Consider the following 18,478-nt stretch of genomic DNA (forward strand, 5'->3'; position numbering starts at 1 on the left):
CTTTCCGCCCCCTTTTGATCAGGCTTGTTGTTCTTTAACACGCGCCCATAATGCTTCCCATTCGGGAGTACTATATGAGGTCAGCGGACGCCCTTCTTCTCGCGCTAGCGACTCCATGGCCTGGAAACGCAGGCGGAACTTACGATTGGCTTGCCGCAGGGCCTCTTCAGCATCGATTTTAAGGAAGCGTCCTAGTTTAGCAACCATAAAGAGCACATCCCCTAGCTCCTCCAGTTGCTCGTCGGGAGAGGTAGCCCGCTTAATCTCTTCCAACTCTTCTTCCAACTTGGCATAGACATCTTGCAAGGAGGTAAACTCAAAACCGGTCTTCACCACACGTTTCTGGTATTCCTGCGCCACCATCAGGGCCGGTGTAGCCTGTGGTACCCGGTCAAGCACACTCTCGTTCTTCACATCCACACCAGCGGAAGCCCGTTCCTGCTTCTTAATCTCTTCCCAGTTCTGTACGACCTGCCCCGCGTTCTGTACCTCGACATCACCAAAGACATGGGGGTGGCGGCGAATCAGCTTGGCATTGATATGCTCATAGACATCGCCGATCGAAAACTCATCCGCCTGGCGCGCAACCTCGGAGTGGAGATACACCTGGAGCAACAGATCACCCAGCTCTTCCGCCAGCTTATCCATATCGTTCTCTTCCAGCGCCTCCACCACCTCATAGGTCTCCTCAATCACATAGCGCTTCAAACTATCATGCGTCTGCTGACGATCCCAGGGACAGCCATCAGGCTCGCGGCGCAGGCGCATAGTGATATAGCGCAGGGTTTCAGGCAGGCGCAGGGCCGCTAACTCACCCACGGGTGGTACATAAAGGGTGCTGAGGTGATTGGCAAAATTATTGCGATCCAGCTCATAAAGCGGCATCTCAATTACCGACTCTTCTTCTCCGATACCAGCGGCACGCACCAATTTTACCGGCCACTCATCGGGATAACATTCTCCCAGGGCTAATTTGACCTCGCTGGCCAGGCGGCGATTATAAACCTGCACAATCATGAGAGGGATGGTCGGAACGATCTTACCCGCCACTTCATCACGATGCGAAAAGGCCAGATTAGTCGCATCGACGATCTGCGCGCCTACCTCAAAGGGGTCCAGGGCCAGCAGATTACAGACTGGCTCGATAAAAGACAGGCCAGAAACGATACGGGTGGTTAATCCACGCGTACGCGCCATTTCAAGTACCAATTGGACCGAGGTCTCACCTACCAGAGGATGGCCGGGCACCGCATAAATAACAGGCTGCCCTTGCGCCAGATCACAAACCTCCGTCGCGATTTGTTGATAGAGGGTGCTCCAATCGTCCGACTCATCATAGAGTCTATCGAAAGATTCTATACGTAATTTAGGTATATCTAGCTTCAATGGCTCGACTGTAGGATGAATAATAGTACGAAAGTATACGGTCTGATTATCATTGGCCGCCTGTACGAGTACGCGGCGCGCTTCCAGGGTCAAATCATGTATGCTGCCTGGTCCCAGGCCAACAATTGTGATTGCGGGGGCAGTCTTATCAGTCATAAAAAAAGGTCCTCTCTCCTTGTTCCACCATGCTGGTGGTAGTGTACTGGTTGAGTAGAACTGTGTCAAATAAGAAGGTAGAGCGATCTCAGTATTGTCGAACCAGAAGCAAAGTGTTATGCTATTTTTAGTAACAAAACAGCGAGGGTTGCTTATTCATTGAATGAGCACTACAAGGAGGTTCTAGATGGCGTCCGCTGAAAGCTCAAAACCCGCTTGTCCGGTTTGTGATCAAACAGACCAGGTCAAGACTATGCAAGCAGCATATAACTCTGGTGTGGCCCGTTGCGCCCCACCGGATATGCCTACCCGCAATGTATCGATGATGAAACCCATCACCATCTGTGGGGTTTTTGTTGGCATTTGTCTCTTTCTTATCATTACACTGATCGGTGGTATGGAAACTGGTTTTCCACAAATCGCTCAGTTAATACTCGTCGTGTTTACACTTATATTTATTGTGACGGCTCTGGCAGTTTCTTACTGGGCCTTCCAACGTGTAGTACGCGGAGATAATGAAACAGTTGAGCTCTATCCAGCCTGGGATAAAGCCACAGCTCAATGGAAGAGTCTGTACTACTGCTCACGCGATGATATCGTCTTCGATCCGAAGACTAACACGCAGGTTTCCAATAATCAACTTGCCTCATTACGTGCCAGTGCTACCCAGACCATCAAAAAAGAATTGCAAGCCGCTGCACAGCATTAATTTATTTGCTATTAATTTGCTATTATGCAAACAGGGAGCCCCTCATAGGCCCCCTGTTTTTTTCTGCTTCCCTGATTGGTAAGCGCATCCCTCTAAGTGGGCAAGGTATTTCAGTCCCTGTAGCTGCGTGAACGGCGCGGCGGCATCTGGTTTTTGGAGGATTGCAGCCTGCCATAGCGCTTCAAGGTAAAACGACGCTGCCCGGGCTTTTTTGCCATACTGTTGATCAACTGCTTGCGCTCCGTAGGGCGCAGTTTGCCCTGACTGGCATCCAGTCGCAGAGGGCGTCTGGGACGCCTGGCTTTGATTTTAGAGATATTTACAACCCGGCCTTCGGTCAGAAATGGCAGCACCACTTCCGCCACATAGGGCGCGGCCAGCATGGGGGCACTATGGTTGGCAGGAATCACGACATCATGCGGACCCAGGTGACGTGGACGAGCAATCAATGCGTCACGCCCGCTCCAAATGAAGAGGGTGGGAATGGAGGGAACATAAAAAGGGGTACGTCCCTGTCCGGGCATTTCGCATAAGGAGCGCACCAGGATATCGATTGGCTGTAGCTCTATCTCATTTTGCCACACACGTGTATATTGATGTCGTTGCCAGTTAAAGCCGAGGGCGCGCACCAGGCTGTGCAAACGCCAATCAGAGAAGAACCATTGCATAAGGGCCGGGGAATGGGGAGCATCTAATAAACGCACAAATAGCGCCCATATTTCCAGGATATAAGTTGGACATAAGAAGATGGCCTGGCTCACAGACTGAGGATAACGCTTGACATAGGCTTCTGCAGCGCGGGTGCCGGACGAATAGGCGAGCATGGCCCATTGTTCAATCCCCAGAGCCTGGCGAACTTCTTCAATTGCCTCGGCACATATTTGATAATATGGCTCGTCGGCAGCAACATGCGGAGAACCGGCAAGGCCAGGTAATTCAATCATAATCAATTGAAAGTGTGATTTTAATAGCGGGGCCAAATTTTGCCATATTGCAAAGGTCACGCCCCAACCGTGAATGAGGAGGAGGGGCGGTCCACTTCCTTCAAGTCGGTAACGTAGCATATATTTCTTTCGCTTCCATCAAAGTGCCAGAGTGGCACAGGCCAATGATATAACTACCCACCAGATACATCTTCTCGCGATAATACCTTGCTAAAAAAAAACAATCGTCAACGACGCTCAATCGCCACTAGCTCCACTGCCACTGACCCATCTATTAGAATAGATCATTTTATAAGAAAAGTAATAGTTTCCCATGCAGCTACGCTCATACGATTGAATGGCATCATATTGAAATATTCCAGGCATTAAAGTTAAAAAGACATATCTCTCCTATATTAGAACTACGAATATCCCTTCAGATGAGTAGCGAAAGGCGTTTAATTATGTCCAATAGTAATGGACATGAATCATTTTACCATAGGGGGACGTACGTGCCAAGAAAGGTGCAGGGCTTTTTAATGTTCATCCGGAGATCACTAGCAAGCGATACGAGGTCCATTCTTTCAGGTGTGGAGGGTGTGGTGGGCGGCCGCAGCCTCCTCCCACCTGCAAACAGGGAGATTACGAGCAAGCGATACGAGGTCCATTCTTTCAGGTGTGGAGGGTGTGGTGGGCGGCCGCAGCCGCCCACCACACCCTCCACACACTCCCAACCCGGCGCCGCAGGCGCCAAAGAGGAACATGAAAAAGCCCTGAAGAAAGGCAGGGGACTCATGGTCAGGTGGAATGAAATATGTTATAGTCGGGTTGGCAAGCTACCTTTTATTTTTCATGGGAGCATAAAGGAGATGGTTGGAGTATCATGCGTACCATTTTGATTCTTACGTCGAAAACGGGAGGCGGCCATGTGAGCCTGGCTGAAGCACTGCGCGATCTGCTACAGGCCTCTGCCAGTGATGACTTGCGGATAGAGATAGTAGATCCGCAAGCCAGCTTTTTTCATTGGCACTATAGATTGGTCAGCCGCTATGCGCTCTGGCTGTGGTCGGCTGAGTTTAAGCTGATTGATACACCCGCCCGGGCCCGCCTGGCCCATCATGTGTTTACCACGCTGGTAGCGCGCTCCTTACGAGCAACTATTCAGCGCCTGCAGCCCTCTATAATTATTACCACCTACCCTTTTTTGACCTATGAGGTAATACAGGTGCTACAAAGCCTGGGGTCAACGATCCCGTTTGCCATGCTCTTTACAGATCCTCTGGCGCTACATGCTTCCTGGTTGACCGAGAAACGGGCCAGCGTCGTGCTAGCCCCTACCCGCGAGACCTATCAACGAGCAGAAGGGGTTGGCTTTGTGCCGGCGCGCCTCCATCAAGTAGGCTGGCCTGTACGGGCGCAGTTCAGGCAACAGGCTTTACAGGCCAACGCAACCCGGCGCGCCACCATCTTACAAGAGTTGGGATTGAATCCGGACAGGTTCACGGTCTTCTTACAAGGAGGCGGTGAGGGCGCTGCTCAGTTTGGTCAGGCGGTAGAACAGCTTTTGAGCATCGATGATAAACTGCAGATTATTCTGGCAACTGGTACCAATCATGCGCTCCAGGCACGCTTCCAACAGGTAAAAAATGTGTATCCGCTACCGTTCACCAAAGAGATCGCCAGCTATATGGCCGCGGCAGACGTGATCATGGGCAAGGCGGGTCCTAATATGCTCTTTGAGGCAGTAACACTTGGTAAACCTTTTATCGCAACTACTTACATACCCGGACAGGAAGAGGCCAATCTGGAATTCATTCAGCAACATAAGCTGGGCTGGGTGGCGCTGACATTGGACGAGCAGTGTACATTATTACAGAAGCTGGTAACACAATCCGAGATACTACAGAAGATGGAGCAGACGGTGGCCGCTTATCAGCAGTGGAACAATGCACAGACGGACTTGATTGTACCACTGCTGAAACAATTGCTCTAAAGGACTAGCGCAGGTTGCCCAGGAGCGCGCGAGCGATCACGATGCGCTGGATTTGATTGGTGCCCTCAAAGATCTGTGAGACCTTGATGTCCCGCATATAGCGCTCAACGGGTAATCGCGCACATAGCCAGCACCACCCAATACCTGCACAGCATTGGTTGTGACCTCCATGGCCATATCGGTAGCAAAACACTTGGCCATCGAGGCATGCATACTGGCAGGCTCGCCCTTATCCATTTTATAGGCGGCTTCATAGACCAGTAGCCTGGCCGCCTCAATCTTCATGGCCATATCGGCCAGCATAAATTGTACGCCCTGAAAGACTCCAATCGACTGACCAAACTGTTCACGCTCACGGGCATAGGAACAGGCGACATCGAAGGCAGCCTGGGCTACCCCGACCGCAATGGCACCCACGTTGACGCGTCCACCATCCAGGGCCGAGAGGGCAAGCTTAAAGCCATGGCCCTCTTCCCCAATACGCTGCTCAAATGGTATCAGGCAATTCTCAAACAGCAATTCACGGGTGGGAGAGGAATGCAGGCCCATTTTACGCTCCCGTTTGCCAAACGAGAAGCCAGCACTCCCCTTCTCTACCACAAAGCTGGTAATGCCAGCCGAACCCTTGCCCGCGCTACTGCGAGCCATTAACAGATAAATATCGGCCTCGCCACCATTGGTCACCCACATTTTGGAGCCGTTGACCACATAACCATCCGGCTTCACTTCCGCCTGGCATTGAAGGCCGGCCGCATCCGAGCCGGAACCAGACTCGCTGAGCGAGAAGGCTCCAAATAACTCTCCGCTGACCATACGTGGTAGCCAACGCTGCCGCTGCTCCTCACTGGCAAAGCGCGCCAGCGCTCCGGACACCATATTATGAACGCCCAGACCGACCGCCGTCGCCATATCGCCACGAGCTAACTCTTCATAGACCAGGGCGCAGGATTGGCGATCCAGCATAATGCCGCCATATTCTTCGGGCACCGTCATGCCCAGCAAGCCCAGTTCCGCCATCTTATTGAATATTTCACGCGGAAAATATTCTTGCTCATCCCATAGCTCAGCCTGGGGCGTAATTTCTTGCGTAGTAAAGCGACGAACCATGTCGCGAATATCCGCTTGCTCTTCATTGAGATCGAATTGCATGGAATGTGTTCCTTTTCTATTTTATTCGGTACAAAGCGTACCAGTTCTGGCAGTTCTTACCAGGAAACACTCATACATAGACGTAGCATATGTTAGCAAAATATGCAAGGGAAAACAGAACGATATAAATTTTTATGCCGCTAATAGCGGCATAAAAATTTATATCGTTTTTTAATCTATTTGGCCTGCCAGACCTGGATGGTGCGGTCGACGCCGGCGGAGGCAATGCGGCTACCGTCAGGGGACCAGGTAACGCTCTGTACATAACCGCTATGACCATGATAACTATAGGTCTCTTTACGTGTAGCGATACTACAGAGGTGAACCAGTTTATCGTTACCACCGATAGCCAGGTGCTGGCCCGAAGGAGACCAGGCCAGCGCATTTTTGAGGGTCGAATGATCAATCATTAAGGTAGTGACAGCATAATCGCTCTGCGCCCCATCAATACGCACCTGGTAATCGCTGCTGGTAGTAGCCAGGTAACGGTTGTCTGGCGACCAGGCCAATGCCAGGATGTTGCCGCTATACCCACGTAATATCTTCTGGCTCTGTCCTGGAAAGAAGAGGGAGCTCAAAAATGAGCGCTTCTGCTGCACCTTATTCGGTTCCCAGATGCGCACACAGTGATCCTCACCCCCAGAGGCAATCAGGCGACTATCCGAGGACCAGGCCAGCGTACTGACCAGGGCGGTGTGTTCTTGATAGCTGAGAGAGATCTCATGGGTAGATGCCCGCGCCTGCCAGATCAATACTTTTTTGTCATCGCCGCCCGAGGCCAACCATTGACCATCCGGCGACCAGGAAATCGCATTGACGCCACCACTATGTTGACCAAAGACATATTCAGTTTTGCCCGTCAATGGCGTCCACAGACGCACTGTATGGTCGTCAGAGGCAGAGGCGACCATTTGACTATCTGGAGACCAGCACACCCCATTTACGCGCCCCGTGTGGCCTTTATAAGTCGTAAGATGATTCCCATTGGCAGCATCCCAGATCTGTACAGTTTTATCATAACTGGCCGAAGCCAGGTATTTACCATCTGGCGACCACGATAAGGCAGTGATACGGGTAGAGTGGCCCATACACACATAGAGCATATTCGCCTGTGGATAGACCTGGGGAGGGCCAGTTCGCTTCGCGGAGCGCTTGCCCGTTGGAGTTTTTGGAACCGGAACCGGAACTGGGGTCACGGCTGGTGGAGGCTGATAGACAGCAGTCGAACCTGGCCTGAGGGGCAAGGGGGCCAGCATCGAGGGGACCAGCGTCTGTGAGGTGCCATTCAATGCGACACGCGGCAGGGTCTGGCCCAGAGTATACTGCATCGTTACATTTTGCAATGACTGGCGCACCTGAGCGATATCAGCGGGACGTTTGTTGATGTCGACGCTGACCATACTCATCACCAGGCTTTCCAGGTCGGCGAGCCGTTCATCGCGCAGATGCAACTGAGAAAACTGAAAAGGTGTTTCAGATGGATCTTCGCCCGTCAACAACTGGTGCAGGGTTGCGCCCATACTATAGATATCGGCCCGCATAGTGGTTTGAGATTTACCATATTGCTCCGGTGGAGCATAACCATAAGAGCCCAGAGCAGTCGTGTCTTTATCTTTGCCCGGGGTAAAATTGCGCGCGATCCCAAAATCAATCAGATAGAGGTGGCCAGTCGACATCAGCATAATGTTAGCCGGCTTCAAATCACGGAAAATAATCGGCGGCTGACGCGTATGTAAGTATTCAAGTACCGAACAGAGTTGTAAAGCAATGTCCAATATCTTCTCTATCGGTAATTTTGCGCCGCCCAGCCGCTGCAAGCGATCCTCTAAAGTCTCGCCATCAATAAAATCCATTACCAGATAAGAGCGGCCATTCTCCATAAATTGATCATAGATACGCGGCAAATTGGGATGGGTCAGTCCGGCCAGCAGCATCGCCTCGCGCTTAAAAGAGGCTACGGCCTCATCCAATTCTTTTGAGCTCAATGTACTCTGACTCATCTCTTTAATCGCCACCAGCCGATTGCCAAACTCTAAATCTGAGGCCTTATAGACCGCGCCAAACCCACCGCGGCCCGCCTGACCCAGGATCAGATAGCGCTGCTTCAACATAGCCTGCGCCGTCAACAATCCCGTCAGGGTTGAACTATTCGCTGTGGCAGCCGAAAGGCGCAGCGACTGTCCGCAAGCCCGACAAAAGAGGGCTTGCTCACGATTCGCAGCGCCACAGTGATCGCAAAACACATGAGATGAAAGTGCCATTAAGCTCCCAATAAAAACATTTGTACCAAAATACCAATACTCAAGTAAAGTAGTACAAATGCATGAGCGTTGTCAAGAGGAATGTTGCTGGTAGCAAGCCTGGCTTTAATTAAGCCAGTGCTACGCAATGCGTGCGTGCGCATGCGCGCCCGATCAGTTTTTATATTGGTTGCCGGGGTGCTGCGCACCCCGGCAACCTCCACGAAAGATATGCATCGTTTTACAAGTTAACTCAAAAGTCCTTTTTCTAATGTGTTGTAGAAAACGTGCGCAGCACCCTGGCAACCTCCACGAAAGATATGCATCGTTTTACAAGTTAACTCAAAAGTCCTTTTTCTAATGTGTTGCAGAAAACGTGCTGCGCACGTTTTCTGCAACACATTAGAAAAACAGGTCGGGCGCGTATGCGCACGCACGCACACAAGTGCAAACCACCTCAGATCAAAAGAAAATCTTCTTTTTGCCACGTAAGCCAGGTCACAAACTGATAAAGAGCAAAAAGCTCCAGAGCAAAAGGCAAATAACCTAAATAACCCAACAAAGGCATCTCAAAAACCTTCCAGAAACTGATGTAGGGAACCGTATAGTACCATTTAGGCAGGGAAAAATAGTTCCACATCTCCCAGAAGAAACCACAAAACAGGGCCCCAAGGGGCAAAATGATAAAACGCCAGTCCTGCACAGCAATGTGCGCGAAAGCCGATTTACGACCAAAGTAGTTATTAAGTGGATCAAGCAGAAAAATCAGACTGAACCAGACCAGCGGAAAACAGTAATGGGGAAAAAACCAGGGAAGTATGAAACAGGCAACCCCGATAAGTTCCAATATAATAAAAACCGGCAAGGGCAAACGAGGTCCAGGATCATAGGCAGGAAGACCAGGCCGCAACGCCTTGAAGGTAAAAAGAAATTCCGTGGTTTCTAATACCGCGGGCAAGACGGTACTAAAATTCAAGCTGGCCAACAAAAAGAACATCAGAGGTGTATATGGATGATCGACGATATAATGCCAGTTTTGAATCGCACTGTTGAGCCACTCAAAGATCCACCAGAAGACGCTGGAGACTGCAAATAAAAAGATATAGCGCCAGCGCATGCGCAATAGTAGCGAGGTGCCGTGGCGCATAACAACCAGGGCATCCATAAAGACGATATAGCCCAGCCAGAGCGGAAAGAAGGCATAGCTACTAAATGGTTCAAGGTGCAGCCAGGAAATTATCCAGGAACAGATACATAAAAGGAGAGCCAGAAAACCATACCAGGGGAAAGGTTTTCGATATAGTGATTCCACGTATTACTCCCTTACTACAACAAGTGGATGAAATTTGTCTTCACACGCTCGTTGGACGTAATATGCCTTTAAAAACAGGTCAGCAATCCATTACTCAATATAAACGTCGAGGGCCGGGAGATGGTAGATTGATTTACCAGGGCCATGCATTAAGTTAAAGTAAGCCAGGCATAGCTTACACAGACAGAGCCCATTGCTAATATAGATATAAGTGTAACACTTTTATTTTCTGGCAGAAGCCTCAAACACAATTGATTGCAAGCGCGCGGTAATTTTATTGAAATCACCATCCATATAAATTCCTTCGGGAATCAGCTTTTCAGGTTGTGGAAACTGTAGGAAGGCCTGTCCCCCAAAGATCATGGCCGGGCGTGACCCTGGAAGATGTTGCAGCTGCCGCCCCAGGCTCATTAATGCTGGCATATAGGCAGGTAACGTCAAGGAGATACAGATAGCGCTAGGAGATAACTTCTTGATAGTATGCAGTAAGCCAGTCGTCTCTATGCTCTGTCCCAGATAAACCACGCGAATACCACGGCGGCGCAGAAAGAGTGACAGCATCAACATGGACAATTCATGTGGCTCGCCTGGAGCACAACAGGTGAGTACAATTGGTCCCGTGCTCGGGCCACGTGTCACATGGAACATATTTGTCAGGACCGCCCTGAAAAAGTTGCTGGCAAAATGCTCAACAGAGACCGTCACATGGCCCTCCGCCCATAAACGACCGATATCCCACAAGGTGGGCATAATCAGCTCACAACAGACCTGCTCGACCGAATAGAAGGATAACAATGAGCCCATCAAAACCTGTGCCGCCTGCTCATCCATATCCTGGAAAATCTCGATCAGCTGTGCGCGAGCCATCTGCATGGTATAGACAGTGGGATAAACATTGCTGGAGTTCAATTGGTTTGCCTGCGCCCATGAAAGGTCGACAGCGCGGGAAGCATCTTGCAAGTCTTTCTCGCGCTGCACAAACTGTTCTGTATCTGGATCAGGGGAATTTAAGGCCACCTGAAAGGCTGGAGGAGCTGGAATATCAAAATACACATCAGCGCTCGCTACAGTTGGGTCGCGCTGCTGCTGCTCTAAATGGCGAAAAAGAGCCACTGCATGGCTAATAGATATCCCACTATCAACACACTCTTTCAGCCAGCGAATCAAGGCAACATCGCGTTCAGAGTAGAGGCGATATGCATTGTTAGCTCGTTCTGGCACCAAAAGCGAGTAACGACGTTCCCAGGCGCGCAAAGTCGGCGCTGGGACACCTGTTTGCTGTACCACCGCCTTTGTATTAAAGACTGGTTGGTCAGAATATTGTTCTAAATGGGGCCACTCTATCGACCCGTCGTAGGTGGTCATATATTTCTCCGCTTATCCAGGCATACTCTTTTGAAGCTGGGGGCTCAATCCAGGCTTTTTTTATAAGGGCGTGAATCTTCTATTGCGCTATACCATAGCACATCAGATCTTTACGAGTCCAGGCTTTGTACAAGATTTGTTAAATCTCTATAGGATCTTATCATAGACGTAATTATTTATTAGATCGGGTAGGATGACAGTACAGAAAATAAAACTAAGGTCCTTGCCATAGCTGGTAAGAACCTTAGAGGAGAAGGGTAAGCTTAGCGAGTAAAGGCCACCTGGTAATTGAGTTCACCCTTGAAGGAAGACCCTGGCTGCAATTCCAGCAAGTGAGCCATGCGCTGGCGCTCCTCTCCCTGATTATGCAGATTGATAGCATCTGTAGCGCAGGTTTGATGCTCAAGACAAAAGAAATTGTCCTTTTCAGTAGCAGTAAAAATTACCGCATGCGTAAAGTCATCGCTAGCAGAAATGCGTATCTGCAGACCCTGCTGGCGATAATCAATCACGGCTGGAGTTCCAGGCTGCAGATCCATATAGACGTGATCGAGCTTCAGGTTACCCACCGCAACTGGCTGACGCACATCAAACATAGCATACATAGTAGTACCCACATCCAGCAGCCGACCCGTTGGTAGCAGTTCCTCATCCGCCTCCATCACAGTAGCGGCCGGCACGCTCACATAGGTATCTTGCTTTCCCGAGAGCAACGAAAAATAGGGATGAAGAGCAAAACCAAAAGGCAGTACCTTATTTCCTTTATTCTGAACCTGGTAAGTGATTTGCACACCCTCGCTGGTCAGGGTATATGTCAAAGAGAGCCGGCTATCAAAAGGATAGGATTCATACCAGTGATCGCTCTCTTTATTAATATCCACATATGTGGTCACACTAACGGCATCCTGTTGCACAACTGGCTGCTCATAGTGCCACTGACGATCAAATACCAGGCCATGGATCAGCACATAATTTCCCTGGGGGCGCTTTACCTCCTCCAGAGAGTATTCCTGTCCTTGAAATGAATAACGCCGATTTCGTACTCGATTAGGCAAAGGCCAGAGCACAAAATCGCCGGTAAAAGACTTCTGCTTCAACAGTTCGCGCTCACAATAGATGACTTCATGTTCTCCCACACGAAATCTATACAGATTGCTGCCAAGATCAGGAGCAATACTGATACTCATATTCCGCGCAGGATTCTGAGGGTCCTCATACGAAAGAGATAAGATCGTAGATGCCAACTCTGCATCCTGACTTATCTCTGCTGAAAAGGCCCCCTGCCGATGTTCTGTTGTCATAAGATAATCCTCACAAGTTTTTCTTTAAGGTGGTTGGATTATCTATATATTATCACTAAGCTCCCAGAATTGGGCCTCTATAAACGCAGGAAGGTCAAGCGGTGCAGGATTTTCCAACACGGCTTGACCTTCCTGAGATATCAAGGGTGAGCGAAGCTGATCAAGAGCCAGTTACGACTTCAAGCCTGTCATAGCAATACCCTGAATGATATAACGTTGAGCGAGAATATAGACAATCAGCACGGGCACAACAGCGATCACCGAACCGGCCATTACCATGGTCCATTCAGTTGCATACTGGCCACGGAACTGATTGAGCATCAGCGGCACTGTAAATTTATCTGAGCTATTGAGCATGATCAATGGCACAAAGAAGTTATTCCATTGAGCAAGAAACGAGAAAATGCCCAGCGCAGATAGTGGAGCACGGAGTAATGGCAAAATGACGCGCATGTAGATCGTCCAACGGTTGGCTCCATCAACAATGGCGGCTTCTTCCAGCTCGGGCGGAATGCCCATCACAAACTGGCGCATCAGGAAGACGCCAAAGGCACTAAACAGTGCGGGTGGCACAATCAGCGACAGGTGAGTATCCAGCCAGCCAAGATCACGCATAGTGATAAAGATCGGCAGAATCGTTAACTGGAAGGGAATCATCATCGTTGCCAGGAAGAGCACAAAGACGATATTGCGTCCAGGGAAGTTAATACGGGCAAAAGAATAGCCAGCCATGGAACAGGTCAACAACTGACAACCCACAACGATTACTGCGATATAGAGGCTATTAAAGTATGCCAGGTTAAAGGGTAGAGCATTTAAAGAATCCGGGTAATTGCTCCACACAAATGGTTTGGGAATCCAGACCGGGGGATCACTAAAAGCCTGGCTCGTATCCTTCAACGAGGTTAACACCATCCAGATAAACGGTGAGGCCATAATTAAGGCGCCAATGATCAAGAGCGTATGTAGAACAATGGTAAAGATTCGACCATTGCCCTCTCTCTTCTTACGGACTGGCAGCCGTTTCAACTGGCTAGAAGCAGAGCTGCCAGCAACGTCGCTATTCACAGTTTCTTGCAACATATGCGTACTCCTCTTTCTTTTTCATACGTCTATACGTCGTAGGTGACCCAGCGGCGCTGGAACCAGAGTTGAGCCAGCGTCAGGGCTAATAAGATCACAAACAGAATCACGGCAGCCGCACTGGCAGAGCCAAACTGGGAGGTTTCAAAACCCAGATGATAGATGTGATACACGATCGTATAGCTATCTTTACCTGGGCCACCACCAGTCAAAACAAATGTCTGGTCGAAAACCTGGAAAGAGCTAATAACCGACAGGACAGTGGTAAAGAAAAGGGTCGGAGTAAGCATTGGCAGAGTAACGCCAAAGAAAAGCTGAAAGCGATTAGCGCCATCAATACGGGCCGCTTCAGCATAAGTCGCCGGAATACCTTGCAGGCCAGCCAGGAAAATAATCATATTAAAGCCCAGGCTACCCCAGATGCTTAACATAGCAATTGAAGGAATCACATAGCGGGAATCGGTAATCCAGCCCGGACCCTGAATATGAAACCAATCTTTTAATAGAACATTGATCAGGCCGAAATCACTGTTTAGCAGCCAGCCCCAGATCACCGCCACCGCTACGCTACTGGTAACTACTGGCATAAAGTAGATCACCCGATAAACAGTTTTACCACGCACGTTGTTGAGTCCCAGTGCGACCAACAATGCCAGAATTAGACCTCCTGGTACAGTCAGAACGGTGTAATACAGAGTATTCGTCAACGCGATATGTAAATCAGGGCTGTTTAGCTGATCAATGTAGTTTTGAAAACCAACAAATGTCATGGGCCCCAGCCCATCCCAGTTATTGGCACTATATATAAAAACTGAAATAAGAGGATACAACGCGAAAGCAACGAGCCCAATCATTTGAGGAAGAATAAAGAAGTAGCCCCAGAAGGCTTCGCCCATCTGACGCCGACGCAAATTATTCCTCGATGAACTTTGCTTAGCCCCTCCAAGCGAACTGACTTGATACTCCATGTCTCGTACCTTAACCCCTATGTTTTCAAGAGGCTGCGAGGAAAAGCAGCCTGTGGTGAAGATAGTCAGGGAAATAGCCTTGTCAAGGCTACTTCCCTACTTACATAAAGTGAATATGTGCTGACTACGAACAAGATTACCTGCTTACTGTAAATTGTTCTGGGCAGCCTTCACACGGGGATTAGCCATAGCGGCAACGCTGGCCAATGTGGTGGTGATATCTTTGCCTTGCAGCCAGACTGGCTCTAAAGCTGTTTTGATATCATCCGACAGGGCGGGAGCACTTCCCTCGGCCGGGAAGAGACCATAGCCAATGTTACGCGCATCCAACAAGTACTTGGCGTGGGCAGGGGAGTTGCCTTCCAGTACCACTTTTTCTGTATCGGTCGATTTGATTGAAGGCACGGCGTTACCACCACCATGGAGGCGGAAAGTCTGACCTGCAGCGGAGACATAATTGGTGACGAAATCAAAGGCAGCATCTTGCAGTTTGGTCTTCTTGTTGATGACCATATACGCAAGGGCTACCGGTGCGGGTGCAATTGTGCCTGTAGCGGATGGGAAAGGCACACAGTCAAACTCAAGGCCGCCAGCAGACTTGAACTCTGGTAGATCCCAGCGTCCAACCGAGATAAAGCCAACCTGGTTACCAATGAAGGCCAGATCTGAACCCTGACCCTTTGGCAGGCTACCAGCATAAATCATGGTCTTCTTATTGATTTGATCAGCCAGCCATTTGAAAGCTTCTAACGACTTGGGATCTTCGTGAGCGATAAAGTTACCATAGCCATTGTTGTCGTAAATCTGACCACCATTAGTAGTACACCAGGCATAAAACTGCAACGACCAGGCCTCAAGCACGAAACCCTGCTTACCGTTGGCATGGATCTTCTCGATCATATCCTGGAAAGCCGGACGTGTCCATTTACCCTGGTCATAAAGATCGGTCGGCATCGTTGTGATGCCAGCATCGTTCAACACTTTCTTATTAAACCAGAGCAACAGGGGATTGCAGTCCACCGGCACACCATAGATTTTGCCGCTCTTGGTCTTGGCAGCCCCCCATAGACCAGGCAAGAAGTCATCCGCTGACTCTTTGCTCTTTGAACTGGAGAGCAGATCATTCAATTGCATAACGGTGTGGTTAGCAACTAGCTTGGCAACATCGCCATCTCCCACATAAAATGCATCTGGAGCCACACCACCATTCAACTCGGTCGTAATTTTTGTGAAATAATTGTTGTTGGCCGAGGGAACATAGTCATAGTGAACGCTGGTGTGGTGAGTGTTGTTATAATCATCGGTAAAAGCTTTAAAACGTGCCAACTCACCTGTATTAGCCCAGTTAGACCACTTGATTGAGGCGCTACTACCACCACCGGTAGAACCGCCACCACAGGCAGCGACAAAGGCTTCAACGCTGGCAAGGGAAACACCAAGACCTACGGCCCGGCCAATAAACGCTCGACGCCCAATTTTACCGGTCAAGAAATCTTGTACGAGGCTCTGCTGAGGATTGCCCATGATGATACCTTCCTTTATTCCATCTTTGGAACTAAGTTACGTTGATGCATAAATGCATCATTTGTGATACCAGATCGACTAAAGAAAACTGAAAAATCGATATCGAGGCATTTGAGTATAAAAATACATCTGAGCTACAACTCAGATGCCGTTCTCATTTGAGACACGAGTTGCTTATAGATAGAATTGGGCGTAACTTCTGCTAACTAAAGTCACAACAATAACTCGGTCTCCATGACAAATGCATAATGCAAATCCATGTGTAGGATGCTCAACTATCGACTTAAAACTACCGTTTTTGTGTGGCTATCCACTAACTTTGTGCATATGACCCCACTCAACTGCAGAGTTCCTAGAATACATAGAAAGGTTAATTAAATACTATGCATTCACGGAAATCTTGTATGCAAAATATATAACTGAAAAATTATCATTTGTCAATACGAAGCATGCAGTATTTCAAAAAGGCTCAATAGCATTTATTCTCTGAACCGCCTTGTTAGCTTGATTGACAGACGAACATCAATTACAATTTCGCTCAACTCTACACCCGTATGAGGCACCTTCGCCACCGTGGTTGACGATAATTTCAGCTGCTTGCCTTTCTTTAATGTCGACCTCCTTGTATGTAATGACTGTAAAGATGGGCTTTTTAAGACAATATTTAGACCAGTTTTACACAGCTATATAAAATTCGAAAAAAACAACGGTGGCAAATACAAATAATTGCTGACCTGCAGAAAATTACAGATCAGCAATTATTTTGTATTTGCCCTATTATTGGCTACGCTATATAATACTGCGTACCAGCCCTCCATCCACACGCAGCGCGGCTCCATTGACCGCTGAAGCCAGTGGACTACATATAAAGGTAACAAAGTAAGCTACCTCTTCGGGTCGGATCAAGCGTTCAATCAGTGAAGTAGGACGATTCTCTTGCATAAAGCGCTTTTCTGCTCTGGCAGGCTCTTCGTTTGGAAACACATCGCGAATGAACTGACTGACTCCCGCCGTTAAAGTTGAGCCAGGCAATACAACATTCACCGTCACCTGGGTGCCTTTAGTAAGTTCAGCCAGGCTACGAGACAGTGCTAGCTGCATCGTTTTGGTGGCACTATAATGTGCCATCTCGGGTGCTGGATTCACCGCCGACTCACTGGCAATAAAAAGGATACGTCCCCAGCCTTTATCAAGCATATGCTTCAAATAGTGACGAGATAAACGCACACCACTCATATCGTTTACTTCGAAGAAATGTTGCCACTGCTCATCCGTTGTTTCAAAAAAATCTGAAGCCTCAAAGATACCCAGGTTATTTACCAGCAGATCAACTTCTGGATAACGTTCAATGGCCTGCTGACATCCTTCTTTAGTACCTAGATCAGCCACCAGAGCCAATACCTGGGCCTGAGGATAGTGCTGCTGGAATTCTTGCAGTGTGCTTTCAACGCTTTCCCTGCGCCGGCCATTAACGATTACCTGCGCACCTTCTTTTAACAGGCTTTCCGCAATGGCTTTGCCGATTCCCATGGTGGAACCTGTCACTAAAGCTCGCTTGCCTTTGAGTTGCAAATCCATATTATGAACCTTTCATGCACCTCTTTATATACAACTGATCTACTTTTTGCCACAGCCTGTATATAAAACAGCTAAACATTGACAACCAGTGACACGAACCATAACCATAACCTGTGACATCTACATTCCACGCGTCAATTGGTTGAGCATCCGCGATACAGGCAATCCTGGCAAGCATGCCAGACCACCATTGGCATAGGGTTATCGTTCGTGGTATATCATTACAGATCTTCTATTCTGATGGACTGGCACTCTTAACTGTGCTATTTTCCTGCCTGATATGGTATCCATAAGAAGTCTCTTGCTCATGCGGCGAAAAAAGCAGCGTCCAGAGTCGCCTCCACGCTGATCAGCCAGGCATCCCCCCATACCTGGATTAAGCTTAAAACCCATCCATAAGTCTAAAACCCATCTATAAGAGTCCTTAATTCAAATACATCAATTTTAACCATTTCTCAACCGCAGTAATATCCCAATACTGTTATATAGAATTCTATACTGCATTTAACAAATAATAAGCTAGCTTAACTGGCTATATTTACAAAAATTACACATAGGATACGTTTTTTATATTGCTACATATAGCAATATAAATTTTTCTTGTTCCACATTCATCTATGGTTATGTCCCGGCTTTTCTACGCTCTGAAAATTGCCGGATACGTCTGTCTTAAGAGATTTCCTGAGGGAGAGCTCAATAAAAATTTTCCATCCTGGATGAGTCCAGGGCCATGATCTTCACTCTATTTAAAAAGGAGAATAAAGTGGTAGCATTTCCCTCGGGGCAAGATG

General features: G+C 48.7%; 13 protein-coding genes. 2 read left to right on the forward strand and 11 right to left on the reverse strand.

The features are described from left to right. Positions 1-18: 18 nt before the first annotated feature. A complete protein-coding gene (gene yabN / locus EL645_RS09750; protein WP_126549845.1) occupies positions 19-1,542 on the reverse strand; it encodes a bifunctional methyltransferase/pyrophosphohydrolase YabN in 1,524 nt (507 codons plus the stop codon). A 187-nt stretch (positions 1,543-1,729) separates the two neighbouring features. Here yabN and EL645_RS09755 point away from each other — a divergent pair, with 187 nt between their 5' ends. Then, complete coding sequence (locus EL645_RS09755; protein WP_126549846.1) at positions 1,730-2,251, forward strand: hypothetical protein; 522 nt, start codon at positions 1,730-1,732, stop codon at positions 2,249-2,251. A 110-nt stretch (positions 2,252-2,361) separates the two neighbouring features. Here the strand turns inward: EL645_RS09755 and EL645_RS09760 are convergent, their stop codons facing one another. Then, entirely contained in the window at positions 2,362-3,315 is a 954-nt protein-coding gene (locus EL645_RS09760) for an alpha/beta fold hydrolase (RefSeq protein ID WP_126549847.1), read from the reverse strand. 742 nt (positions 3,316-4,057) lie between these two features. On the opposite strand from EL645_RS09760, the gene EL645_RS09765 reads away from it, so the two are divergent. Further along, positions 4,058-5,167, forward strand: coding sequence for a glycosyltransferase (locus EL645_RS09765; RefSeq protein WP_126549848.1), 1,110 nt, complete (start codon positions 4,058-4,060; stop codon positions 5,165-5,167). Positions 5,168-5,203: 36 nt separating this feature from the next. Here the strand turns inward: EL645_RS09765 and EL645_RS09770 are convergent, their stop codons facing one another. From EL645_RS09770 to EL645_RS09810, 9 genes are all read right to left on the reverse strand, one after another. Next, a complete protein-coding gene (locus EL645_RS09770) occupies positions 5,204-6,316 on the reverse strand; it encodes an acyl-CoA dehydrogenase family protein (protein ID WP_281276284.1) in 1,113 nt (370 codons plus the stop codon). A gap of 176 nt (positions 6,317-6,492) precedes the next feature. Continuing rightward, the gene (locus EL645_RS09775; protein WP_126549849.1) at positions 6,493-8,577 is read right to left on the reverse strand and encodes a serine/threonine-protein kinase; all 2,085 of its coding nucleotides are present in this window, start codon (positions 8,575-8,577) and stop codon (positions 6,493-6,495) included. Between the two features lie 436 nt (positions 8,578-9,013). After that, positions 9,014-9,868, reverse strand: a complete 855-nt coding sequence (locus tag EL645_RS09780) for a hypothetical protein (protein WP_126549850.1) — start codon at positions 9,866-9,868, stop codon at positions 9,014-9,016. 222 nt (positions 9,869-10,090) lie between these two features. Next, positions 10,091-11,233, reverse strand: coding sequence for a MerR family transcriptional regulator (locus EL645_RS09785; RefSeq protein WP_126549851.1), 1,143 nt, complete (start codon positions 11,231-11,233; stop codon positions 10,091-10,093). Positions 11,234-11,496: 263 nt separating this feature from the next. Continuing rightward, a complete protein-coding gene (locus EL645_RS09790) occupies positions 11,497-12,534 on the reverse strand; it encodes an aldose 1-epimerase (protein WP_126549852.1) in 1,038 nt (345 codons plus the stop codon). Positions 12,535-12,705: 171 nt separating this feature from the next. Further along, on the reverse strand, positions 12,706-13,617 hold the full coding sequence (locus tag EL645_RS09795) for a carbohydrate ABC transporter permease (protein ID WP_126549853.1): 912 nt from the start codon (positions 13,615-13,617) through the stop codon (positions 12,706-12,708). A gap of 29 nt (positions 13,618-13,646) precedes the next feature. After that, positions 13,647-14,585 carry a carbohydrate ABC transporter permease gene (locus EL645_RS09800; RefSeq protein ID WP_126549854.1) on the reverse strand — a complete coding sequence of 313 codons (939 nt, stop codon included), beginning with the start codon at positions 14,583-14,585 and terminating at the stop codon, positions 13,647-13,649. A gap of 144 nt (positions 14,586-14,729) precedes the next feature. After that, positions 14,730-16,109, reverse strand: coding sequence for an extracellular solute-binding protein (locus tag EL645_RS09805; protein WP_126549855.1), 1,380 nt, complete (start codon positions 16,107-16,109; stop codon positions 14,730-14,732). 789 nt (positions 16,110-16,898) lie between these two features. Next, positions 16,899-17,687, reverse strand: a complete 789-nt coding sequence (locus EL645_RS09810) for an SDR family NAD(P)-dependent oxidoreductase (RefSeq protein WP_126549856.1) — start codon at positions 17,685-17,687, stop codon at positions 16,899-16,901. Positions 17,688-18,478 lie beyond the last annotated feature (791 nt).

This window comes from Dictyobacter kobayashii (assembly GCF_003967555.1).
GTDB classification, from domain to species: Bacteria; Chloroflexota; Ktedonobacteria; order Ktedonobacterales; family Ktedonobacteraceae; genus Dictyobacter; species Dictyobacter kobayashii.

Bases quoted from the DNA above. Each gene is read 5' to 3' on its own strand.
- EL645_RS09800 (WP_126549854.1), bottom strand. From the start codon at position 14,585: ATGGAGTATCAAGTCAGTTCGCTTGGAGGGGCTAAGCAAAGTTCATCG.
- EL645_RS09760 (WP_126549847.1), bottom strand. From the start codon at position 3,315: ATGCTACGTTACCGACTTGAAGGAAGTGGACCGCCCCTCCTCCTCATT.
- EL645_RS09795 (WP_126549853.1), bottom strand. From the start codon at position 13,617: ATGTTGCAAGAAACTGTGAATAGCGACGTTGCTGGCAGCTCTGCTTCT.
- EL645_RS09810 (WP_126549856.1), bottom strand. From the start codon at position 17,687: ATGGATTTGCAACTCAAAGGCAAGCGAGCTTTAGTGACAGGTTCCACC.
- EL645_RS09755 (WP_126549846.1), top strand. From the start codon at position 1,730: ATGGCGTCCGCTGAAAGCTCAAAACCCGCTTGTCCGGTTTGTGATCAA.
- EL645_RS09770 (WP_281276284.1), bottom strand. From the start codon at position 6,316: ATGCAATTCGATCTCAATGAAGAGCAAGCGGATATTCGCGACATGGTT.
- EL645_RS09765 (WP_126549848.1), top strand. From the start codon at position 4,058: ATGCGTACCATTTTGATTCTTACGTCGAAAACGGGAGGCGGCCATGTG.
- EL645_RS09805 (WP_126549855.1), bottom strand. From the start codon at position 16,109: ATGGGCAATCCTCAGCAGAGCCTCGTACAAGATTTCTTGACCGGTAAA.
- EL645_RS09775 (WP_126549849.1), bottom strand. From the start codon at position 8,577: ATGGCACTTTCATCTCATGTGTTTTGCGATCACTGTGGCGCTGCGAAT.
- yabN (WP_126549845.1), bottom strand. From the start codon at position 1,542: ATGACTGATAAGACTGCCCCCGCAATCACAATTGTTGGCCTGGGACCA.
- EL645_RS09790 (WP_126549852.1), bottom strand. From the start codon at position 12,534: ATGACAACAGAACATCGGCAGGGGGCCTTTTCAGCAGAGATAAGTCAG.
- EL645_RS09785 (WP_126549851.1), bottom strand. From the start codon at position 11,233: ATGACCACCTACGACGGGTCGATAGAGTGGCCCCATTTAGAACAATAT.